At 54.6% G+C, this 17,808-nt stretch carries 15 protein-coding genes; 10 read left to right on the forward strand and 5 right to left on the reverse strand.

Translation table 11 applies throughout. The features are described from left to right. Positions 1 to 44: 44 nt before the first annotated feature. From C3V43_RS09260 to cysK, 4 genes are all read right to left on the reverse strand, one after another. Positions 45 to 1,091, reverse strand: coding sequence for a DUF5119 domain-containing protein (locus C3V43_RS09260; RefSeq protein ID WP_106069565.1), 1,047 nt, complete (start codon positions 1,089 to 1,091; stop codon positions 45 to 47). Continuing rightward, positions 1,088 to 2,329 carry a DUF3575 domain-containing protein gene (locus C3V43_RS09265; RefSeq protein WP_106069566.1) on the reverse strand — a complete coding sequence of 414 codons (1,242 nt, stop codon included), beginning with the start codon at positions 2,327 to 2,329 and terminating at the stop codon, positions 1,088 to 1,090. Before C3V43_RS09265 ends, C3V43_RS09260 begins: the two co-directional genes overlap by 4 nt. 398 nt (positions 2,330 to 2,727) lie before the next feature. Continuing rightward, positions 2,728 to 3,762 (reverse strand): tyrosine-type recombinase/integrase, encoded by a 1,035-nt coding sequence (locus C3V43_RS09275; RefSeq protein ID WP_164996237.1) that lies wholly within the window; start codon positions 3,760 to 3,762, stop codon positions 2,728 to 2,730. A 72-nt stretch (positions 3,763 to 3,834) separates the two neighbouring features. Beyond that, positions 3,835 to 4,782 (reverse strand): cysteine synthase A, encoded by a 948-nt coding sequence (gene cysK, locus C3V43_RS09280; protein ID WP_106069569.1) that lies wholly within the window; start codon positions 4,780 to 4,782, stop codon positions 3,835 to 3,837. A gap of 252 nt (positions 4,783 to 5,034) precedes the next feature. Between cysK and epsC the strand changes: the two genes are divergently transcribed. From epsC to C3V43_RS09330, 10 genes are all read left to right on the forward strand, one after another. Next, positions 5,035 to 5,937 carry a serine O-acetyltransferase EpsC gene (gene epsC, locus C3V43_RS09285; protein WP_106069570.1) on the forward strand — a complete coding sequence of 301 codons (903 nt, stop codon included), beginning with the start codon at positions 5,035 to 5,037 and terminating at the stop codon, positions 5,935 to 5,937. Between the two features lie 79 nt (positions 5,938 to 6,016). Next, positions 6,017 to 7,540: a THUMP domain-containing class I SAM-dependent RNA methyltransferase gene (locus C3V43_RS09290; protein ID WP_106069571.1), complete on the forward strand. Its 1,524-nt coding sequence runs from the start codon at positions 6,017 to 6,019 to the stop codon at positions 7,538 to 7,540. Between the two features lie 65 nt (positions 7,541 to 7,605). Continuing rightward, a complete protein-coding gene (locus C3V43_RS09295) occupies positions 7,606 to 8,184 on the forward strand; it encodes an ORF6N domain-containing protein (protein WP_106070535.1) in 579 nt (192 codons plus the stop codon). A gap of 33 nt (positions 8,185 to 8,217) precedes the next feature. Then, positions 8,218 to 10,482: a S9 family peptidase gene (locus tag C3V43_RS09300; RefSeq protein WP_106069572.1), complete on the forward strand. Its 2,265-nt coding sequence runs from the start codon at positions 8,218 to 8,220 to the stop codon at positions 10,480 to 10,482. 254 nt (positions 10,483 to 10,736) lie between these two features. Beyond that, the gene (gene purD / locus C3V43_RS09305) at positions 10,737 to 12,011 is read left to right on the forward strand and encodes a phosphoribosylamine--glycine ligase (protein WP_106069573.1); all 1,275 of its coding nucleotides are present in this window, start codon (positions 10,737 to 10,739) and stop codon (positions 12,009 to 12,011) included. A gap of 14 nt (positions 12,012 to 12,025) precedes the next feature. After that, positions 12,026 to 13,024 (forward strand): hypothetical protein, encoded by a 999-nt coding sequence (locus C3V43_RS09310; protein WP_106069574.1) that lies wholly within the window; start codon positions 12,026 to 12,028, stop codon positions 13,022 to 13,024. Beyond that, positions 13,009 to 13,485, forward strand: a complete 477-nt coding sequence (locus C3V43_RS09315; protein ID WP_106069575.1) for a YqaA family protein — start codon at positions 13,009 to 13,011, stop codon at positions 13,483 to 13,485. Before C3V43_RS09310 ends, C3V43_RS09315 begins: the two co-directional genes overlap by 16 nt. An 87-nt stretch (positions 13,486 to 13,572) precedes the next feature. Beyond that, the gene (gene mnmD, locus C3V43_RS09320; protein WP_106069576.1) at positions 13,573 to 14,256 is read left to right on the forward strand and encodes a tRNA (5-methylaminomethyl-2-thiouridine)(34)-methyltransferase MnmC2; all 684 of its coding nucleotides are present in this window, start codon (positions 13,573 to 13,575) and stop codon (positions 14,254 to 14,256) included. A gap of 111 nt (positions 14,257 to 14,367) precedes the next feature. Then, the gene (locus C3V43_RS09325) at positions 14,368 to 15,297 is read left to right on the forward strand and encodes a metal ABC transporter solute-binding protein, Zn/Mn family (protein WP_106069577.1); all 930 of its coding nucleotides are present in this window, start codon (positions 14,368 to 14,370) and stop codon (positions 15,295 to 15,297) included. Between the two features lie 112 nt (positions 15,298 to 15,409). Further along, positions 15,410 to 16,216: a metal ABC transporter ATP-binding protein gene (locus C3V43_RS09330; protein ID WP_106069578.1), complete on the forward strand. Its 807-nt coding sequence runs from the start codon at positions 15,410 to 15,412 to the stop codon at positions 16,214 to 16,216. Positions 16,217 to 16,268: 52 nt separating this feature from the next. On the opposite strand, the gene C3V43_RS09335 is transcribed toward C3V43_RS09330, so the two are convergent. Beyond that, positions 16,269 to 17,807, reverse strand: a complete 1,539-nt coding sequence (locus tag C3V43_RS09335) for a YifB family Mg chelatase-like AAA ATPase (protein ID WP_106069579.1) — start codon at positions 17,805 to 17,807, stop codon at positions 16,269 to 16,271. Between the last annotated feature and the right edge of the window lies 1 nt (position 17,808).

Raw genomic sequence — 17,808 nt, forward strand, 5'->3', positions numbered from 1 at the left:
TGATAATATATAGGTGTCACATCACAATCTCAAATGTCTGCCGCCTACATCTCCACCTCCACGTTCTCCCCTATCCAGTCGTCCACCGAAGGCATGAAGCCTCCTCCCTCCTCCACGATGGGTTTGGGAAGGTCGAGCCCGTCGATGACGATGTGCACGTTCTTTGGGTCGGGGGCCCCGTTCACCTGGGCAGCCACATCGAAAGTGTAGTACTGCTTGCTCCCGTCCGTCAGGATGACGTAGAGCGCCAGCGTGCGCATCTTGTTGGCCGATGCGGACAGGCCGAAGGCGTGGCAACCGCCCGTGATGACGGAAGCCGCTTCGTCGCCCCTCGCCTCGAAGGGCAGCATCGTGCGCAGGGCCGAGCGGGCGGAGCCGGCAACCGCCAGGCTGCCCGAAAGCCCCGACAGCGAGAGCCCCAGTGCCGAGGCGAACTTCAGGTTCCGGACGTTGCGTATCTCCACCGTGTAGCGGGAGGTCTCCTCCACGGGATAGAACGTGACTTCCCGGTCGTAGGCCGCTCCCGACGGCCCTTCCGGCGGCAGTATCTCCACATCCGTGCGGCTTCCCGCCCAAAGGCGGTCGGGGGGCAGGCAGACGGCCTCGCCCGAGGGGTTGGCGCCGGCAGGGTTGCCCTGCAGCCCCAGCGGCTCGAGCAGGTAGGAGGGGCGCGTGTAGGCCTCGAAAGTACCGTAGCCGTCAGTACCGCGGAGCAGCACGGCCTCGGTGTCGTTGTTCAGGAACACGGCCTTGTAGGTGCCGGGCGGGATCTCCACCGTCCCCCCTGCGGCGTTGTCGAAGTCGTAGCGGAGGGGTTCGCCTCCCGTTTCGGGGTAGAGGTACAGGCTCATGGTCTTGGCCGTGGCCCCAGGGGCGTTGCGCCAGTCGAAGACGACATGCACCCTCGACACGACGGCCCCGGGCTCGCAGAACCCTTTGTGCTCGCAGGATGAGAGCGTGCCGGCGATGATGGCGGCTGCTAAGGCCGCGCAGAGTGCCAGCGCCATGGCGGCTACTGTGGTGCCGAGGGCCCGCAGGGTGCGGGAAGGGAACGGGTGCTTTCCCGTTTTCATCGTATTATAGGTTTTCATCTCTTGCCTCCTTTCTTTTTGTTTACGTTATCGTGGCCCAGCAGCCACACGAGCGACACCTCGGCCTTGGTGGGGCCGAACCAGCGGCGTTGCCGGGTGGCCTGCCACAGGTAGCACTCTTTCCGGTGGGTCTCGCACCATCCCTTGGGGATGTACTCGAAGTATTCGCCGCCCAAGTAGCCGATGCCGATGCTGAAGTCGAGGTTCAGCCTGCGTCCGATGGGGGCGGAGTAGCCATAGGCGATGCCGCCCCCGTAGCTCCAGCGGTCGCCCAGATAGCCCTTGCCGCCCCACTCTAAGTCGTAGGTCAGCAGCTGGCCGTAAAGCCCTATGTGGTGCCCGGTCAGCGGCTTCTTGCCGTAGCTCAGCCAGCGCCGCACCTCCAGGTCGCCGCCATAGATGCGGTGGTAACGGTGGCGGCTGTCGCTCTTGAACCAGGTGTACATCCAGTTGCCGGCTACCGACCAGCCGCGGCCCAAGTAGAACTCCAGCCCGATGTTGGGAACGACCAGGGCGTCATAGAGCAGGTTGGTCTTCAGCGCCATGTAGAAAGGTCTGCGATCCTGCGGCGCTGGTACGGCCTCAGCCTGTTCGGGCGGGAGGATGTAGACGGTGTCCTTCACGGCCTGTTGCGCCTCCTCTGTCTCGTACCACACGTGCAGGGTGGAGGCGCGCAGCTCGGGGAAGAAGCGGCTCTCCATGTAGCGCCAGGCGTAGCCCCCGCCCGCCATGGCCAGACGGCGCTTGCGGCCGTCGGCCACCTTGCCCTCGCGAGTAATCCACTCGGGGGTGTAGCGCAGGATGTCGAGCACCTCGTAGCGGTAGGGCATGTACTCGTCCGCCTGCACGAGCTTTTCCAGTCCCTGCCAGTCCACGCCCTTGGGCACGGTGGAGAGCCACCCGAACTCATGGGGGAAGTAGCCGGAGACCAGCTGCCGGATGGCCTCGGCCCTCCGCTCGGAGAGACGCTGGTTCAATGCCGTGCTTCCCTCGGGGGAGGCGCCTGCGGTGACCCGCAGGCCCCGTATGCGCCGCGAGGGGTCTTGCAGCAGGGTTCTGAAACGCTCGGTGAAGGCGCGCACGCGCGCGCCGTTCTCACGGAAATAGGGGTCGAGGCGCGATTCGCCCTGACGGAAATAGACGCGCACGGAATCCGTGCCGCGGCGGATGCCGGGATCCTGCGCCCGGGAATGCCCGGACAGGAGCAGCAGCAACAGGAGGATAAAGGGTCTTTTCATCGTTGACGCTTAAGGGTTATACATCTTTTTCATCTTGCCTGCCCTCGTGCACGGAAAGAGGGAGGAAGCCTGACGGAATCTCCCGCAAAAGCCGTGGGCAAGGGGGTCAGGGCAAGCCGCCTCTTACGAAGAGGTGGGGGAAAGAAGGAGGGAGGGGGCATGGGCGAGACTTTCCGGGGCGGATTCCTTATGGCGGGGACACGCTTCCCGGCGGATGCAGAGGCGAAATGGCGGGGGACGCAAATGTTCGTGTAAATAATATTTATAAAATATTCGTCCTAAAGCTTGTTAATATGGGATAAAAGTGGTTTATTTGCAGAGACTTACGGGCAAGGCAACACCTCTTCGTAAGAGGTGGGATGTAAAATGTTGTCGGTAAGGCGCATGCCTTTGGGGGCTCATGCCCCGATTCTTTCCAGCAGTCCGCGGTTGGCCTCCGCCAGCCGTTCGTCCTTTATACCCTCGATGTATATGAGCGTGGTCTTGGTATCGGTATGCCCCAGCGCCTTGGAGATGACGGGCAGGTCGACGCCATGCTCGTAGGCGATGCTCGCCCACGAGTGTCGGGCGACGTAGGAGGTGAGGTTCACCGCAATCCCGGCCTGCCGGGCAAGCTGCTTCAACGAGCGGTTGTAGCGGTTCAGGGCGCAGGGATAGGAGACGGGGCATATCCGTCCGTCCTTCACCTTATATAATATAGGGAAGAGATAGTCCGTGCCCTCAGCCTTGTACTTCCCCAAGATGTCGAGCATGCACTTTTCGAGTTTCACCCTCACCTGCCGCCCCGTCTTGCAGCGCCGGTAGGTAAGCACCCCGTCCTTTACCTGCCGCTTCCTCAAGTGCGCCAGGTCGGTGAAGGGCATGCCCATGGCGTAGAACGAGAAGAGGAAGAGGTCGAGGGCGGAAGCCCCCAGAGCCGGTGCGGCCCCTTTCCCCTTTCCTCCCCCGCAGGGAGGGGGAAAGGGGGTGAGGATCAGCCTGCGCATCTCCTCCGCCCCGATGCTCCGCTTGACGGTACGCTCGTTGCCCGTAAACACGCCCTTGAACGGCGTCCTGTCCTTCACGAGCCGCTTTGCGGCCGCCTTGTTGTAGATGGCGCGCAGGGAGCGCATGTAGCACGAGGACGTGTTGGGGCATACGCCCCTTTCGCGCAGCCACCGCTCGTAGCGGCGCAGGGTGTCGGCATCCAGCGCGGATAGCGGCAGGTCCCTGCCGCCGTTGAAGCGGACGAACGAACGCACCGCCGTGCGGTAGTTGTCGGCGGTGGAGCGGCTTAAGCCACGGGCTGCCGCATGGATGAAACCGGAAAGCGTGAGGACGGTGCTCCGCTCTTTACTTACGTTCCTTACTTTCTTTTCCGTCTCTCTTTTGCCGGCGGAGCTTACTCTTCGGAGTCCGTCTGCCCTTCTGAAATAAGATAGAATATTGAACATCTGTATCATGGTTTTGCGTTTCTTTGATTTGAACGCAAAAATACAGCGTGAACCTTAAATGAGAAAGTCTCTCTACAACGGATATTCCTCGAACGCATAGAGCAGCGTTGAGAGATAGCGTTCGCCCGTATCGGGCAGCAGGGCCACGATGGTTTTTCCTTCGTTTTCGGGCAACTGCGCCAAGCGGGTTGCAGCGGCAATGACAGCCCCGGAGGAGATACCCACCAGCAAGCCTTCATCCTTCGCCAACTTGCGCCCGGTGCGGATGGCATCGTCGTTGGACACCTGTACGATTTCATCTATCACTGCTCTGTTGTAGTTTCTCGGAACAAATCCGGCACCGATACCCTGTATCTTGTGAGGACCGGGCTTCCCACCCGAAAGAACGGGAGAATCTTCCGGCTCAACGGCGACAATCTTCACCTTCGGGTTATGTGCTTTCAAGGCTGCACCCACACCGCTTACAGTACCTCCTGTTCCCACGCCGGCCACGAAGATGTCGACCTTTCCGTCCGTGTCGCGCCAGATTTCCTGCCCCGTGGTGCGCTCGTGCGCCGCAGGATTAGCCGGATTATCGAACTGCTGGAGAATCAGCGAGCCGGGAGTGACGGTTTTCAGCTCTTCGGCACGGGCAATAGCTCCCTTCATGCCGTCGGCACCCGGGGTCAACACCAATTCGGCTCCAAGCGCTTTCAAGAGGTTGCGCCGTTCCAGACTCATGGTATCGGGCATGGTCAATATCAGCTTATATCCTTTGGCAGCAGCCACGAAAGCCAGCCCTACACCGGTATTGCCACTGGTGGGTTCGATGAGGGTGGCTCCCGGCTTCAGCAAGCCTCTTGTCTCGGCATCTTCGATCATGGCAAGCGCCACACGATCTTTTACGCTGCCTGCGGGGTTGAAGTATTCCAGCTTGGCGATGATATCGGCTTTCAGCTCTTTGTTTCGATTGTAATTATTCAGCTCCAGCAGGGGAGTGTTGCCCACCAAATCGGTGAGGCGTTGCGCTACTTTCTTCATATTTTTTCCTTTTTAATGTCTCGCTTCCTCGGGAAAAGATACAGGCTTGTGCTTGAACCCGGCTGTCTTTTTTCTTCCCTTTCGGGAGAAGGCGAGAGGATATTATTTTTTATACGACAAAAATAGTGTGAAACAGCCTCACCCGAAATACCACAAATATGGTAAATACATACTATAAATGAGGGATATGTAGGATATTTAACGAGTATTTCATATCTTTGTTGCCACTTTTAAACTTAAGGATATCACGTAATGAGTCCACTCAATTTTACTCACATTCTGACACAGGCAGTCGACGAGCTATCGGAAAGCGAGTCATACAAAGGACTGTTCCAACAGCATACGGACGGCAATCCACTGCCTTCGGCGAAAATCCTGCGCGATATCATAGAATTGGCACGAGCCATCATCTTTCCCGGATATTTTGGAAACTCAACGGTAAACAGCCGCACGGTGACCTACCACATCGGCGTCAACGTAGAACGTCTGTTCGACCTGCTGACCGGACAGATTCTTGCCGGCCTCTGCTTTGCCGGTGACGGTGGCGAATGCAGTTGCTGTACCGAGATGCAACGCGAAGAAGCTACCCTGCTGGCCGCCAAATTCATCAGTCGCCTGCCGGAGATGAGACGTATACTTGCCACAGATGTGGAAGCCGCCTACAACGGCGATCCCGCCGCCCATTCGTTCGGCGAGGTCATCAGCTGTTATCCGGCCATCCGTGCCATCAGCAACTATCGCATCGCACACGAACTGCTCAAGCAAGGTGTCCCTCTGATTCCACGCATCATCACCGAAATGGCGCACAGCGAAACCGGCATCGACATCCATCCGGGAGCCGAGATAGGACGTTATTTCACTATCGACCACGGCACAGGTGTCGTCATCGGTGAAACCTGCATCATAGGGAACAATGTGAAGCTGTATCAGGGCGTGACGCTCGGTGCCAAGAGCTTCCCGCTCGATGAAGACGGCAAACCCATCAAGGGCATTCCCCGTCACCCCATCCTGGAGGACAATGTCATTATCTACTCCAACGCTACCATATTGGGGCGCATCACCATCGGGAAAGGTGCTACCGTGGGCGGCAATATCTGGGTGACCGAAGATGTGCCGGCCGGAACAAGAATCGTACAGACAAAGGCCCGAAGATAAGTGAGCCGCAGACCACGGAGCACAGAACCGAGAGGCCGAAACCAAGAATCAAAGAATACTCAAAATAGTAAAAAAATAAATGAGCGAACAATCTTTTGAAATGATTGCCAAAACCTTTCAGGGACTGGAAGAAGTGCTGGCGCAAGAACTCACTGCACTGGGAGCCAACGACATCGAGATAGGCCGCCGCATGGTGTCCTTCAGCGGTGACAAAGAGATGATGTACAAAGCAAACTTCTGCCTGCGCACAGCCATCCGAATCCTGAAACCCATCAAGCACTTCGAGGCCAAAGACGCCGACGAGGTCTACGAACAGATAAAAACCATCCGTTGGGAAGAGTATCTGGACACGGACAAAACCTTTGCCGTAGAACCCACCGTCTTCAGCGAAGAGTTCCGTCACTCAAAGTTCGTAGCCTACAAGGTGAAGGATGCCATTGTGGACTACTTCCGCGAGAAGACGGGCGAACGTCCCGGCGTACGCGTCAACAATCCCGACGTACTGCTCAACATCCACATCGCCGAAACCCACTGCACACTCTCGCTCGATTCCAGCGGCGAATCGCTCCACCGACGGGGCTACCGTCAGGAAGCTGTGGAAGCTCCGCTCAACGAAGTGCTGGCCGCAGGAATGATACTGATGACCGGCTGGAGAGGCGAATGCGACCTGATAGACCCCATGTGCGGTTCGGGCACCATACCCATCGAGGCGGCTCTCATCGCCCGCAACATCGCTCCGGGTGTATTCCGCAAGGAATTTGCTTTCGAGAAGTGGGTGGACTTCGACCAAGAACTGTTCGACACCCTCTACAACGACGACAGTCAGGAGCGTGAGTTCGCTCATAAGATTTACGGCTACGACAACAATCCGAAAGCCAACGAGATAGCCATGCGCAACGTAAAGGCCGCCGGCGTCAGCAAGGATGTGGTGCTGAAGCTGCAACCCTTCCAGCAGTTCGAGCAGCCCGCCGAGAAGTCTATCATCATCACCAACCCTCCTTATGGCGAACGCATATCCACAAACGATCTGCTGGGCCTTTACTCCATGATAGGCGAACGGCTGAAACATGCCTTCACCGGTAATACGGCATGGGTGCTCTCCTACCGGGATGAGTGTTTCGACCAAATCGGTCTGAAAGCCACCACAAAGACGCCCTTGTTCAACGGTGCGCTGGAGTGCCAATTCCGTCAATACGAAATCTTCGACGGGAAGTACAAGGAGTTCCGTGAAAGCGGAGAAGGGTTGAACAAGGAATCCGGACCGGAGGAATCGGACGAGAAGCGTCGGTTCAAAGAGGGTGAAAGGCGGGAGTTCCGCACCAGAGAACACTGTGAGTTCAGAGATGGAGAGAAGCGGGAATTCCGTCCCCGCGAAAAGAGAGACTTCCGTGACGAAAAACGGGAGTTCCGCCCAAGAGAACGTCGGGAGTTCAAAGGCGGAGAGAAACGAGAGTTTCGTCCAAGAGAACGCAGAGAGTTCAACGACAGAGAGAAGCCTGAGTTCAAGCCACGCGAGAAGAGGGAGTTCCGCACGGAACGCAAACCACGGTCGGGAGAGTCTTACCCGGAAAGGAAGAGACGGGAGAAGAAGCCGGAAGAATAGCCCACCTTTACGAACCGGTCACAAATTGCGACCGGTAGATGTATCGGAAACATAAAGCTATCGCAATGAATGATTTGATTATCATAGAAAACAAGATACATGAAATCAGGGGACAGAAAGTGATGCTGGACTTTGATTTGGCTGAGATGTATGGAGTGGAGACAAAACGTTTGAATCAAGCTGTACGCCGAAATAGCGAACGGTTTCCTCAAGATTTTATGTTTCAACTCACTGACGAGGAAGTAAAATGGCTGATGACCAACTTGAGGTCACAAATTGTGACCTCAAGTTGGGGCGGTACACGCTACGCCCCTCTCGCCTTTACCGAACAGGGAGTAGCCATGCTTTCCGGCCTTCTGCGCAGTCCTCAGGCCATCGAAGTCAATATCAACATCATGCGTGCTTTCGTCCGCATGCGGCAATATCTTCTTTCGCATGCACCCAAGCAAGAACTGGAAGAGTTACGAAAGAGAATAGAATATCTGGAGGAAGACGTGTCTTCAGACAGAGACAATTACGAGAAACAGTTCGATGAACTCTTCTCGGCCTTTGCCAAACTCAGTGCGGTGGTGCAAGTAAGAAGCGCCTCGCTTGGCAGAGTAGCCGTTAAAGGATTCAGAAAGGAAGAAAGGAATAATGATTAAGAAGAATCTTAGCCCCTTAAACCAACCATACTCATGAACAAGAAAACAATAACCGAGGGCATGCTGGCACTGCTGTTTGCAATGTCTGCCCCAAGCGAAACCCACATCATGGCACAAGAACGAAATGCCGAGACACTGAAACGCCCCACACTGGAAGACCTCATCCCCGGCGGGGAAACCTACCGCTACACCAAGAACCTCTACGGGCTGCAATGGTGGGGCGATGTCTGCATCAAGCCCGATATGGACGACTTGAAAATCATCGACCTCCAAAGCGGTAAGGAAACCGTGCTCGTCACCCGCGAAACGGTAAACCGCGCCTTGAAAGAGGCCGGGCTGAAAGAACTGTCGCATCTTTACAGCGTCAGCCTGCCGTGGGCTGAAAAGAAAGAGCTGCTGCTCCCTCTGGCCCAGAAGTATGCCGTCTATAACTGGCAGACAGGTCAACTGACCTATAAAGACAATCTGCCGAAAGAACCCACCGCCAACTACGACCTGAGCACCGAAAGCCGGAATCTGGCCTACACCGTAAAGAACAACCTCTACGTCAACGGCCACCGTATCACCGACGAACCTCTCGGCGTGGTATGCGGGCAAAGCGTGCACCGCAACGAGTTCGGCATCTCGAAAGGTACTTTCTGGAGTCCTGCCGGCGATCTCCTCGCCTTCTATCGCATGGACGAACGCATGGTGACGGAATATCCGTTGGTAGACATCACCGCACGCGTGGGCGAACTGAACGCCATCCGCTATCCAATGGCGGGCATGACCAGCCATAAGGTGCAGGTGGGCATCTATAGCCCCGCTACCGAACAGACCGTCTACCTCAACACCGGCGACCCCACCGACCGTTATTTCACCAATATCGCATGGGCACCGAACGGCCGCAGCCTCTTCCTGATAGAATTGAACCGCGACCAGAACCACTCCAAACTCTGCCAATACGATGTTGAGACGGGCGAACTCGTGCGAGTGCTGATAGAAGAGACGCATCCCAAATACGTGGAGCCGCAGAACGCCATCCTCTTCCTGCCATGGGACGACACGAAATTCATCTACCGCAGCCAACGCAGCGGATACGACCACCTTTATCTGTACGACCTCGGCAAGCTCGCCTCGCACCCCCAACCCCTCACTGCGGAAAGCATGGAAAAGATGTGGGGGCTGATAAAAGCCGTCGGCAAAGGCAAGAGTCCGAAAGAAGCAGCCGGCATGCAGCTCACCTCCGGCAACTGGATAGTGAAAGACGTGCTCGGCTTCAATGTCAAGAAGAAGGAAATCATCTTCACCGCTACCAAAGAGTCGCCCTTGCAAAGCAATATATATAAGGTAAACGTAAGCAACGGCCAAATCACACGTCTGGATAACGGCGAAGGCGTGCACCGTCCCCGGCTCTCCGCATCGGGCAGCTACCTCATCGACAGTTATTCCACACCCGATGTACCGCGTTCCATCCATCTGACAGCCACCCGGAACGGCAAGCAGCTTGCCAACCTGCTGACGGCTTCGAGCCCATACGAAGGTTTCGACATGCCAAGCATAGAGACGGGAACCATCAAAGCCGCCGACGGCACAACCGACCTCTACTACCGCATCGTGAAACCTGCCGACTTCGACCCGAACAGGAAATACCCCGCCATCGTCTACGTATATGGCGGCCCGCATGCCCAGATGATAAGCAACGGCTGGATGAACGATGCCCGCGGCTGGGACCTTTACATGGCAAACAGAGGCTATATCCTCTTCTCGCTGGACAACCGGGGCAGCAGCAACCGGGGACTGGAGTTCGAGAATGCCACCTTCCGCCAATTGGGCATCGAAGAGTGCAAAGATCAAGTGAAAGGAGCCGAATTCCTGCAAAGCCTGCCCTACGTGGACGGCAATCGCATCGGCGTGCACGGCTGGAGCTTCGGCGGACACATGACAACCGCCCTGATGCTGCGCCATCCCGAAATCTTCAAGGTAGGCGTAGCCGGTGGTCCGGTCATCGACTGGCAATATTACGAAGTGATGTACGGCGAACGATATATGGATACCCCGCAAAGCAATCCCGAAGGTTACAAGGCCACCAACCTGAAGAACCTTGCCGGCAACCTGAAGGGGCGTCTGCTCATCATCCACGACGACCACGACGACACCTGCGTGCCCCAGCATACCCTCTCGTTCATGAAAGCTTGCGTGGATGCCCGCACCTATCCGGACTTGTTCATCTACCCCGGCCACAAGCACAACGTGCTGGGACGCGACCGCGTGCATCTGCACGAAAAGATAACAAGGTATTTTGAGGATTATCTCTAATACAGAAGGGCGTTGCAAAACCCTTCCGGCAGTCTGTGAAACGAAACGCAGGAGTCATCGCTACGACTAACGGAAGTCAGCAGTGATGACTAACGGAAGTCAACAGTGACGACTAACGGAAGTCAACAGTGACGACTAACGGAAGTCAACAGTGACGACTAACGGAAGTCAACAGTGACGACTAACGGAAGTCATTTCAGACAGCCTTTTATATCGAACTAAAATAAACGATAACACCATATATAACAGCAACCATGAAGATATTATTGTTAGGCTCAGGCGGCCGCGAACACGCTTTGGCATGGAAGATTGCCCAAAGCGCCAGAGTAGAGAAACTATATATTGCCCCCGGCAATGCCGGAACAAACGCAGCAGGCAAGAATGTGAACATGAAAGCCACCGACTTCCCCACACTCAAGGCCTTTGCTCTTGAGAAAGGAATCGACATGATTGTGGTAGGACCCGAAGACCCATTGGTGCAAGGCATCTTCGACTACTTCAAAACCGATGCCGCCACCGCCCATATCGCCGTCATCGGCCCCACAGCCAAAGGAGCCATATTGGAAGGAAGCAAGGAGTTTGCCAAAGAGTTCATGGTGCGCCACAACATACCTACCGCCCGCTACAAAAGCGTTACGTCTGCCACCCTGCAAGAAGGGCTCGATTTCCTTGAAACGCTGGAAGCTCCCTATGTGCTGAAAGCCGACGGCTTGTGCGCCGGCAAAGGAGTACTGATTCTGCCCACATTGGAAGAGGCGAAGAGCGAACTGAAAGAGATGTTGGGCGGTATGTTCGGCGATGCCAGCGCCACGGTAGTCATCGAGGAGTTTCTCAGCGGCATAGAGTGCTCGGTGTTCGTAATGACCGACGGCCGGCACTATAAAGTGTTGCCCGTGGCCAAAGACTACAAGCGCATCGGCGAAGGAGACAAAGGCCTCAACACAGGCGGCATGGGCAGTGTGACACCCGTTCCTTTTGCCGACGAAGTGTTCATGGAGAAGGTGCGCACCCGCATCATCGAACCCACGGTGAACGGATTGCAGGAAGAAGGAATCCGATATCAGGGCTTCATCTTCTTGGGATTGATTAACGTGAAATGCGAGCCGATGGTCATCGAATACAACGTGCGCATGGGCGACCCCGAAACAGAAAGCGTCATGCTGCGCATCAAGAGCGACTTTGTAGAGTTGCTGGAAGGAGTTGCACAAGGAGACCTCGACCGCCGTACATTGGAGTTCGACCCGCGCACGGCAGCTTGCGTCATGCTGGTAAGCGGCGGCTATCCCGAAGCCTACGAAAAGGGCAAAGTGATGAGCGGATTAGAGCAGGCTGCACAAACCGACAGCATCCTGTTCCATGCCGGCACGGCCATGAAAGACGGACAGACGGTGACCAACGGCGGACGTGTGATTGCCGTATGCTCCTATGGAGATACGAAAGAAGAAGCGCTTGCCAAGAGCTATAAAGTGGCCGATAGGATAGACTTCGAAAAGAAATACTTCCGCCGCGACATCGGCTTCGACTTATAAAAGCAATTTGCGGTATGTACAGAACCAAACGATTCCAGAGCCGGATAACGGCAGGACGACTGACGTTGCCTGCGGCCATCCTGATATCGGTGGCCTGCTGGTTACTGTCAGGCGTTCTGTTGCCCGACTTGCAAGTGCACTCAAACGAATATCCGCTCTGGCAGACGTTTTGCGACTTATGCATCCCCGCTTGGGCCAATCGTCTCGCAGGTTTTGTCTTGTATGCCCTCATCGGTTATTTCCTGATACAGCTCAACAATACGTTCGCCCTTATCCGCATGCGGGCATCGGTACAAACCTCCGTCTATATCCTGCTGATATCCGTCTGTCCCTGCATTCATACACTGTACGCCGGAGACTTGGCGGCTGCCGCATTCCTCGTGGCATTGTACTTCCTGTTCAGGAGCTATCAGCAGGCACGTCCCATGAGTAGTCTTTTCCATGCCTTTGCATTCATCGGGCTGGGCAGCCTGCTGCTGCCGCAAACCATGCTGTTCATCCCCATCTTCTGGATAGGAGCCTACAACTTCCAATCGCTTCATCCCAAAAGCTTTCTTGCCTCATTGATAGGATGGAGCGTACCCTACTGGTTTTTATTGGGACATGCTTTCTACTACGGACAAATGGAGACATTCTACCATCCCTTCCGGGAATTGGCGTCTTTCTCACCTGTCGGGTTCGATTTCGCACCGTGGGAGCAAGCCACCCTCGGATACCTCCTTATCTTGTTCATCGTGAGTTCGGCACATTGTCTGGTGACCGGCTACGAGGACAAGATACGCACACGAAGCTACCTGCAATTCCTCATCCTGCTGAACTTCTGCATCTTTGTCTGTATCGGACTGCAACCGGCTTTAACCATTCATCTGATGTCGTTCCTGCTTATCGGGGTCAGCATCCTGGCGGGACATTTGTTTGTGCTTACCAATAGCCGCAGTTCCAACCTTTTCTTTATCTGTGCCCTTGTCGGGCTGTTCGTTCTATTCGGATTCAATATATGGACGCTTTTATAGAGACACTCGTGCAGCTATTGATAGACTGGGGCTACCCCGGTTTGTTCTTCTCCGCTTTGCTGGCGGGCAGCATCCTGCCATTCAGTTCGGAGGTGGTGATGGTGGCATTGGTCAAAGTGGGGCTAAGCCCCGCACTCTGCATCCTTGCAGCCACGCTGGGCAACACGATAGGAGGCCTGACGTGCTACTACATGGGACATCTGGGACGGATAGACCGGATTGAGAAATACTTCAAGGTGAAGAAAGAGAAGATAGACAAGATGCAGCATTTCCTGCAAGGAAAAGGTGCACTGATGGCTTTCTTCGCTTTTCTGCCTTTTGTGGGTGAGGCAATAGCCATTGCGCTGGGCTTTATGCGCAGCAACCTTGCGCTGACTGCCACTTCCATGTTTGCAGGAAAACTGGCACGATACGTCGTGATGCAATGGGCGTTGCAAGGAGCGGTTTCGATGATAGGATAAGGCGGATGGAGGAAAATGCGGATGGTTGGAAAAGAGGGGAGGAACAAAGCGGGTGACTGAGAAACAAACAATAAACGGTAGAGGAAAATGAAACGTGTGATTGAAAAGACAGAAGACGGAAGTGCAACGCTGTTTGTACCCCAACTGAATGAGCATTACCATTCGGTGAAGGGAGCACGCACCGAGTCTCAGCACATCTTTATCGACATGGGGCTGAAGGCTTCGACCGCTTTGCACCCCCGTGTGCTGGAGATAGGCTTCGGCACGGGACTGAATGCGCTGCTCACTTTGGAGACTGCCGAGAAAGAAAAACGACACATACACTACACCGGCATCGAGCTTTATCCGCTTGCATGGCAGGAAGTGGATGCGTTAAAATATAGCGAGCACCCGCTGTTCAAGATGCTGCACCAAGCACCGTGGGAAGAAGAAGTAAACATCACGCCCTACTTCACCCTGCTCAAAATACAGGAAAACGTGGTTAGCGGAGGGTGGTTAGTTGTCAGTGATGAGCGGTTATCGCTAAAATACGATCTCGTTTACTTTGACGCTTTTGCTCCCGAAAAGCAACCGGAGATGTGGAAAGAAGAGATATTCCGCAGTCTGTATGCCGTGATGAATGACAACGGCATACTGACAACTTACTGCTCCAAAGGAGTGATACGCCGCATGCTGCAAGGCATAGGGTTCGAGGTAGAACGTCTTCCGGGTCCTCCCGGTGGAAAACGAGAAATACTGAGAGGAAGGAAAATAGCGGTCAGCGGTGGGTGATCAGTGATTAGCATGCCCCGTCAACGCCTTGCCAATCGTTAAGCACTTATCACTAACCACTGTTTACCAACCATCGCTAACCAACTAACAACAAATAAAATACTCTGCCAAATGAAAAAAGTTTATGCATTATTCCTCATAGCCGTTCTGCTCGTTTCTTGCAAGCAGGCAAACCGACAAACGGAGAAAAACGACGGCAAGACTGTTATTACCGTCACTATCGAACCTTTGCGATATTTCACCGAAGCCATTGCCGGTGATAAGTTTACCGTTGTCAGCATGGTGCCCAAAGGAATGAGTCCGGAGACCTACGACCCTACTCCGGGACAACTCGTAGACCTTGCCAAGAGTAAAGCTTACTTCCGCATCGGATACATCGGTTTTGAGTTGGCATGGATAGAGAAACTCACGGACAATGCTCCGCACTTGCAGTTTTATGACATGTCCAAAGGCGTGGAGCTTATTTCGGACGATAGCCATGTGCATCATCACGAAGAGGGCGACAACCATAGACACACAGACCATGCCCATGCTTCAGGCATAGAGCCTCATATCTGGAGCTCCGCCACCAATGCCCAAATCATTGCGGGAAACATTCTGCACGCTCTCTGCACCCTTGACAAGAATAACGAAGCGTTTTATATGAAGCGTTATCAGGAGCTTATCCGGAAAATAAAGCATACGGACAACCTCATCTGCCAAATGCTTTCTGCCGGCAACGCCGACCGTGCTTTTATGATTTACCATCCTGCATTGTCATACTTTGCCCGCGACTACGACCTGCACCAAATCCCCATCGAAGCTGGCGGCAAAGAGCCTTCGCCCGCTCACTTAAAAGAGCTGATGAAGACCTGCAAGGCTGAAAAAGTACGTGTCATCTTCGTACAACCGGAGTTCGACCGCCGCAATGCCGAGCTAATAGCCCGACAGACAGGAACACAGGTGGTAAACATCAATCCCCTGTCCTACGATTGGGAGGAAGAGATGCTGAATGTGGCGAAGAATCTATCGTCCAACCCGACCCAAACACCCCAAGAGTAAACAATATGCCTGAATAAAGCGTTTTCCCGGAAGCAGATAGTAACACACATAGCTTGAATAAAGAAATGCGGTGTCATTTGCATTAAGAACGATTAGAAAGATCACAAAACGTATGATTGAGATAAAGAACCTCTATGCCGGATATGACGGGCACATCGTATTGCGCGACGTGAACCTGACCGTTCACGAACGCGACTTTCTGGGTATAATCGGCCCTAACGGCGGAGGAAAAACAACCCTGATCAAATGTATCCTGGGATTGTTAAAGCCAATTTCCGGAGAAATTTTATATAACGGTGAGCGGTTAGCGACGAGCGGTAAGCAGACAATCACTCGGCACTCACCGCTAAACACTCATCGCTTACCGCTAACCATCGGCTATCTTCCTCAGTATAACAGCATAGACCGTAAGTTCCCTATCACGGTGGAGGAAGTCATTTTATCGGGACTAAGCAGCAAAAAAACGCTCATTTCCCGTTTCAGTTCCTGCCATCGAGAAAAAGCACGCGATGTAATAGCACGCATGGGGTTGGAAGGGATGGAGCAACGCGCCATCGGTGAGCTGAGCGGCGGACAGTTGCAGCGTGCCTTGTTGGGACGTGCCATCATCTCCGACCCTCAAGTCGTCATTCTCGACGAGCCGAGCACATACATCGACAAGCGTTTCGAGGCCCGCCTCTACGAATTGCTGGCGGAAATCAATAAAGAGTGTGCCATTATCCTCGTCAGCCACGACATCGGCACTGTGCTGCAACAGGTCAAATCCATCGCCTGCGTCAACGAGACACTGGATTACCATCCCGATACCGGCATCACGGGAGAGTGGCTGGAGCGGAACTTCAACTGTCCGATAGAGCTGCTGGGCCACGGAACGCTACCTCACAGAATATTGGGAGAGCACAAACATGCCCACGAATAAAGAAAACCGGTTTGCTGCAGAAACCGCCTCCGATAAGCCATGGGGTTTACATTCATCCCGCCCAGTCTTCCCTATCCAGGTTCCTGTATCCGATGGCTTCCGCCAGATGCGCCGGCTGAATAGTCTCACTGCCTTCAAGGTCGGCAATGGTGCGGGCAACCTTCAATATACGGTCGTAGGCACGTGCTGAAAGATTGAGACGGTGCATGGCGGTTTTCAGCAAGGCCAGTCCCCGATCGTCGGGACGGGCATAAAGGGAGAGAAGTTTACTGCTCATCTGCGCATTGCAGTAGATACCGGGAAGTTCGGCATATCTCTTTTCTTGTACCGACCGGGCACGCACCACGCGTTCGCGGATGGCGGCACTCGCCTCGCCCGGACGGGCATCGGAAATCTTATCGAAAGGCACGGGAATGACTTCTACCTGAAGGTCTATGCGGTCGAGCAAGGGGCCGGAAATACGGTTAAGGTATTTCTGTACTTGTCCCGGACTGCATACACAGGCTTTCGTCGGGTGATTGTAGTAACCGCAGGGACAAGGATTCATGGCTGCCACGAGCATAAAGCTGGCCGGATATTCTACATTGCACTTCACACGTGAGATGGTGATTCTGCGGTCTTCCAACGGCTGGCGAAGCACTTCGAGCACACTGCGGTTGAACTCCGGAAGTTCATCCAGAAAGAGCACACCATTGTGCGCCAGACTGATTTCACCGGGCTGCGGAAAACTGCCGCCACCGGTCATGGCTACGGTGGAAATGGTGTGGTGCGGACTCTGAAAAGGACGTTGGGAGATAAGTCCGCCATTCTGCCCCAGCTTGCCTGCCACAGAATGTATCTTGGTCGTCTCAAGGCTCTCGCCCAGCGACAAGGGCGGCAATATGGATGGAAGCCGCTTGGCAAGCATGGACTTTCCACTGCCCGGAGCACCGACAAGCAGGATGTTATGTCCGCCCGCTGCGGCCACTTCCAAGGCACGCTTCACGTTCTCCTGCCCTTTCACATCAGCAAAGTCTGCCTCAAAACTGCTTTGACGGCTATAAAACTCCTCGCGTGTGTTGACAATGGTAGGCGTCAAATCTCGCTTGCCGTCGAGGAATTCGATGACTTCCTTGATGTTGCCTGCTCCATATACTTCTATATTATTGACCACTGCTGCTTCACGAGCATTCTGCCGGGGCACAATCATACCTTTGAAACCCAGTTCCCTCGCTTTGATGGCAATAGGAAGCACTCCTTTGATAGGTTGCAGGTTGCCGTCCAAACCAAGTTCTCCCATGAGGAGGTAATCTGCCAGCTTGTCCGCCCGCATGATTTCGTTGGCGGCAAGCATGCCTATGGCCAAAGGCAGATCGTAGGCAGAACCTTCCTTGCGTATGTCTGCCGGCGCCATGTTGATGGTGAGCGTACATGTGGGCATCCGGTATCCGTTCTCCTGCAGGGCGGAGCGTATGCGTTGCTGGCTTTCCTTGACGGCCACATCCGGCAGGCCTACTAAATAAAACATGCAACCTCTGGAACTGCTGACTTCGATGGTGATAAGAGTTGCATCGATACCTTGAACAGCCGCCCCGAAAACTTTTATGAGCATA

The sequence above is a fragment of the Prevotella heparinolytica genome (assembly GCF_002998535.1).
In the GTDB taxonomy this organism is placed as follows: domain Bacteria; phylum Bacteroidota; class Bacteroidia; order Bacteroidales; family Bacteroidaceae; genus Bacteroides; species Bacteroides heparinolyticus.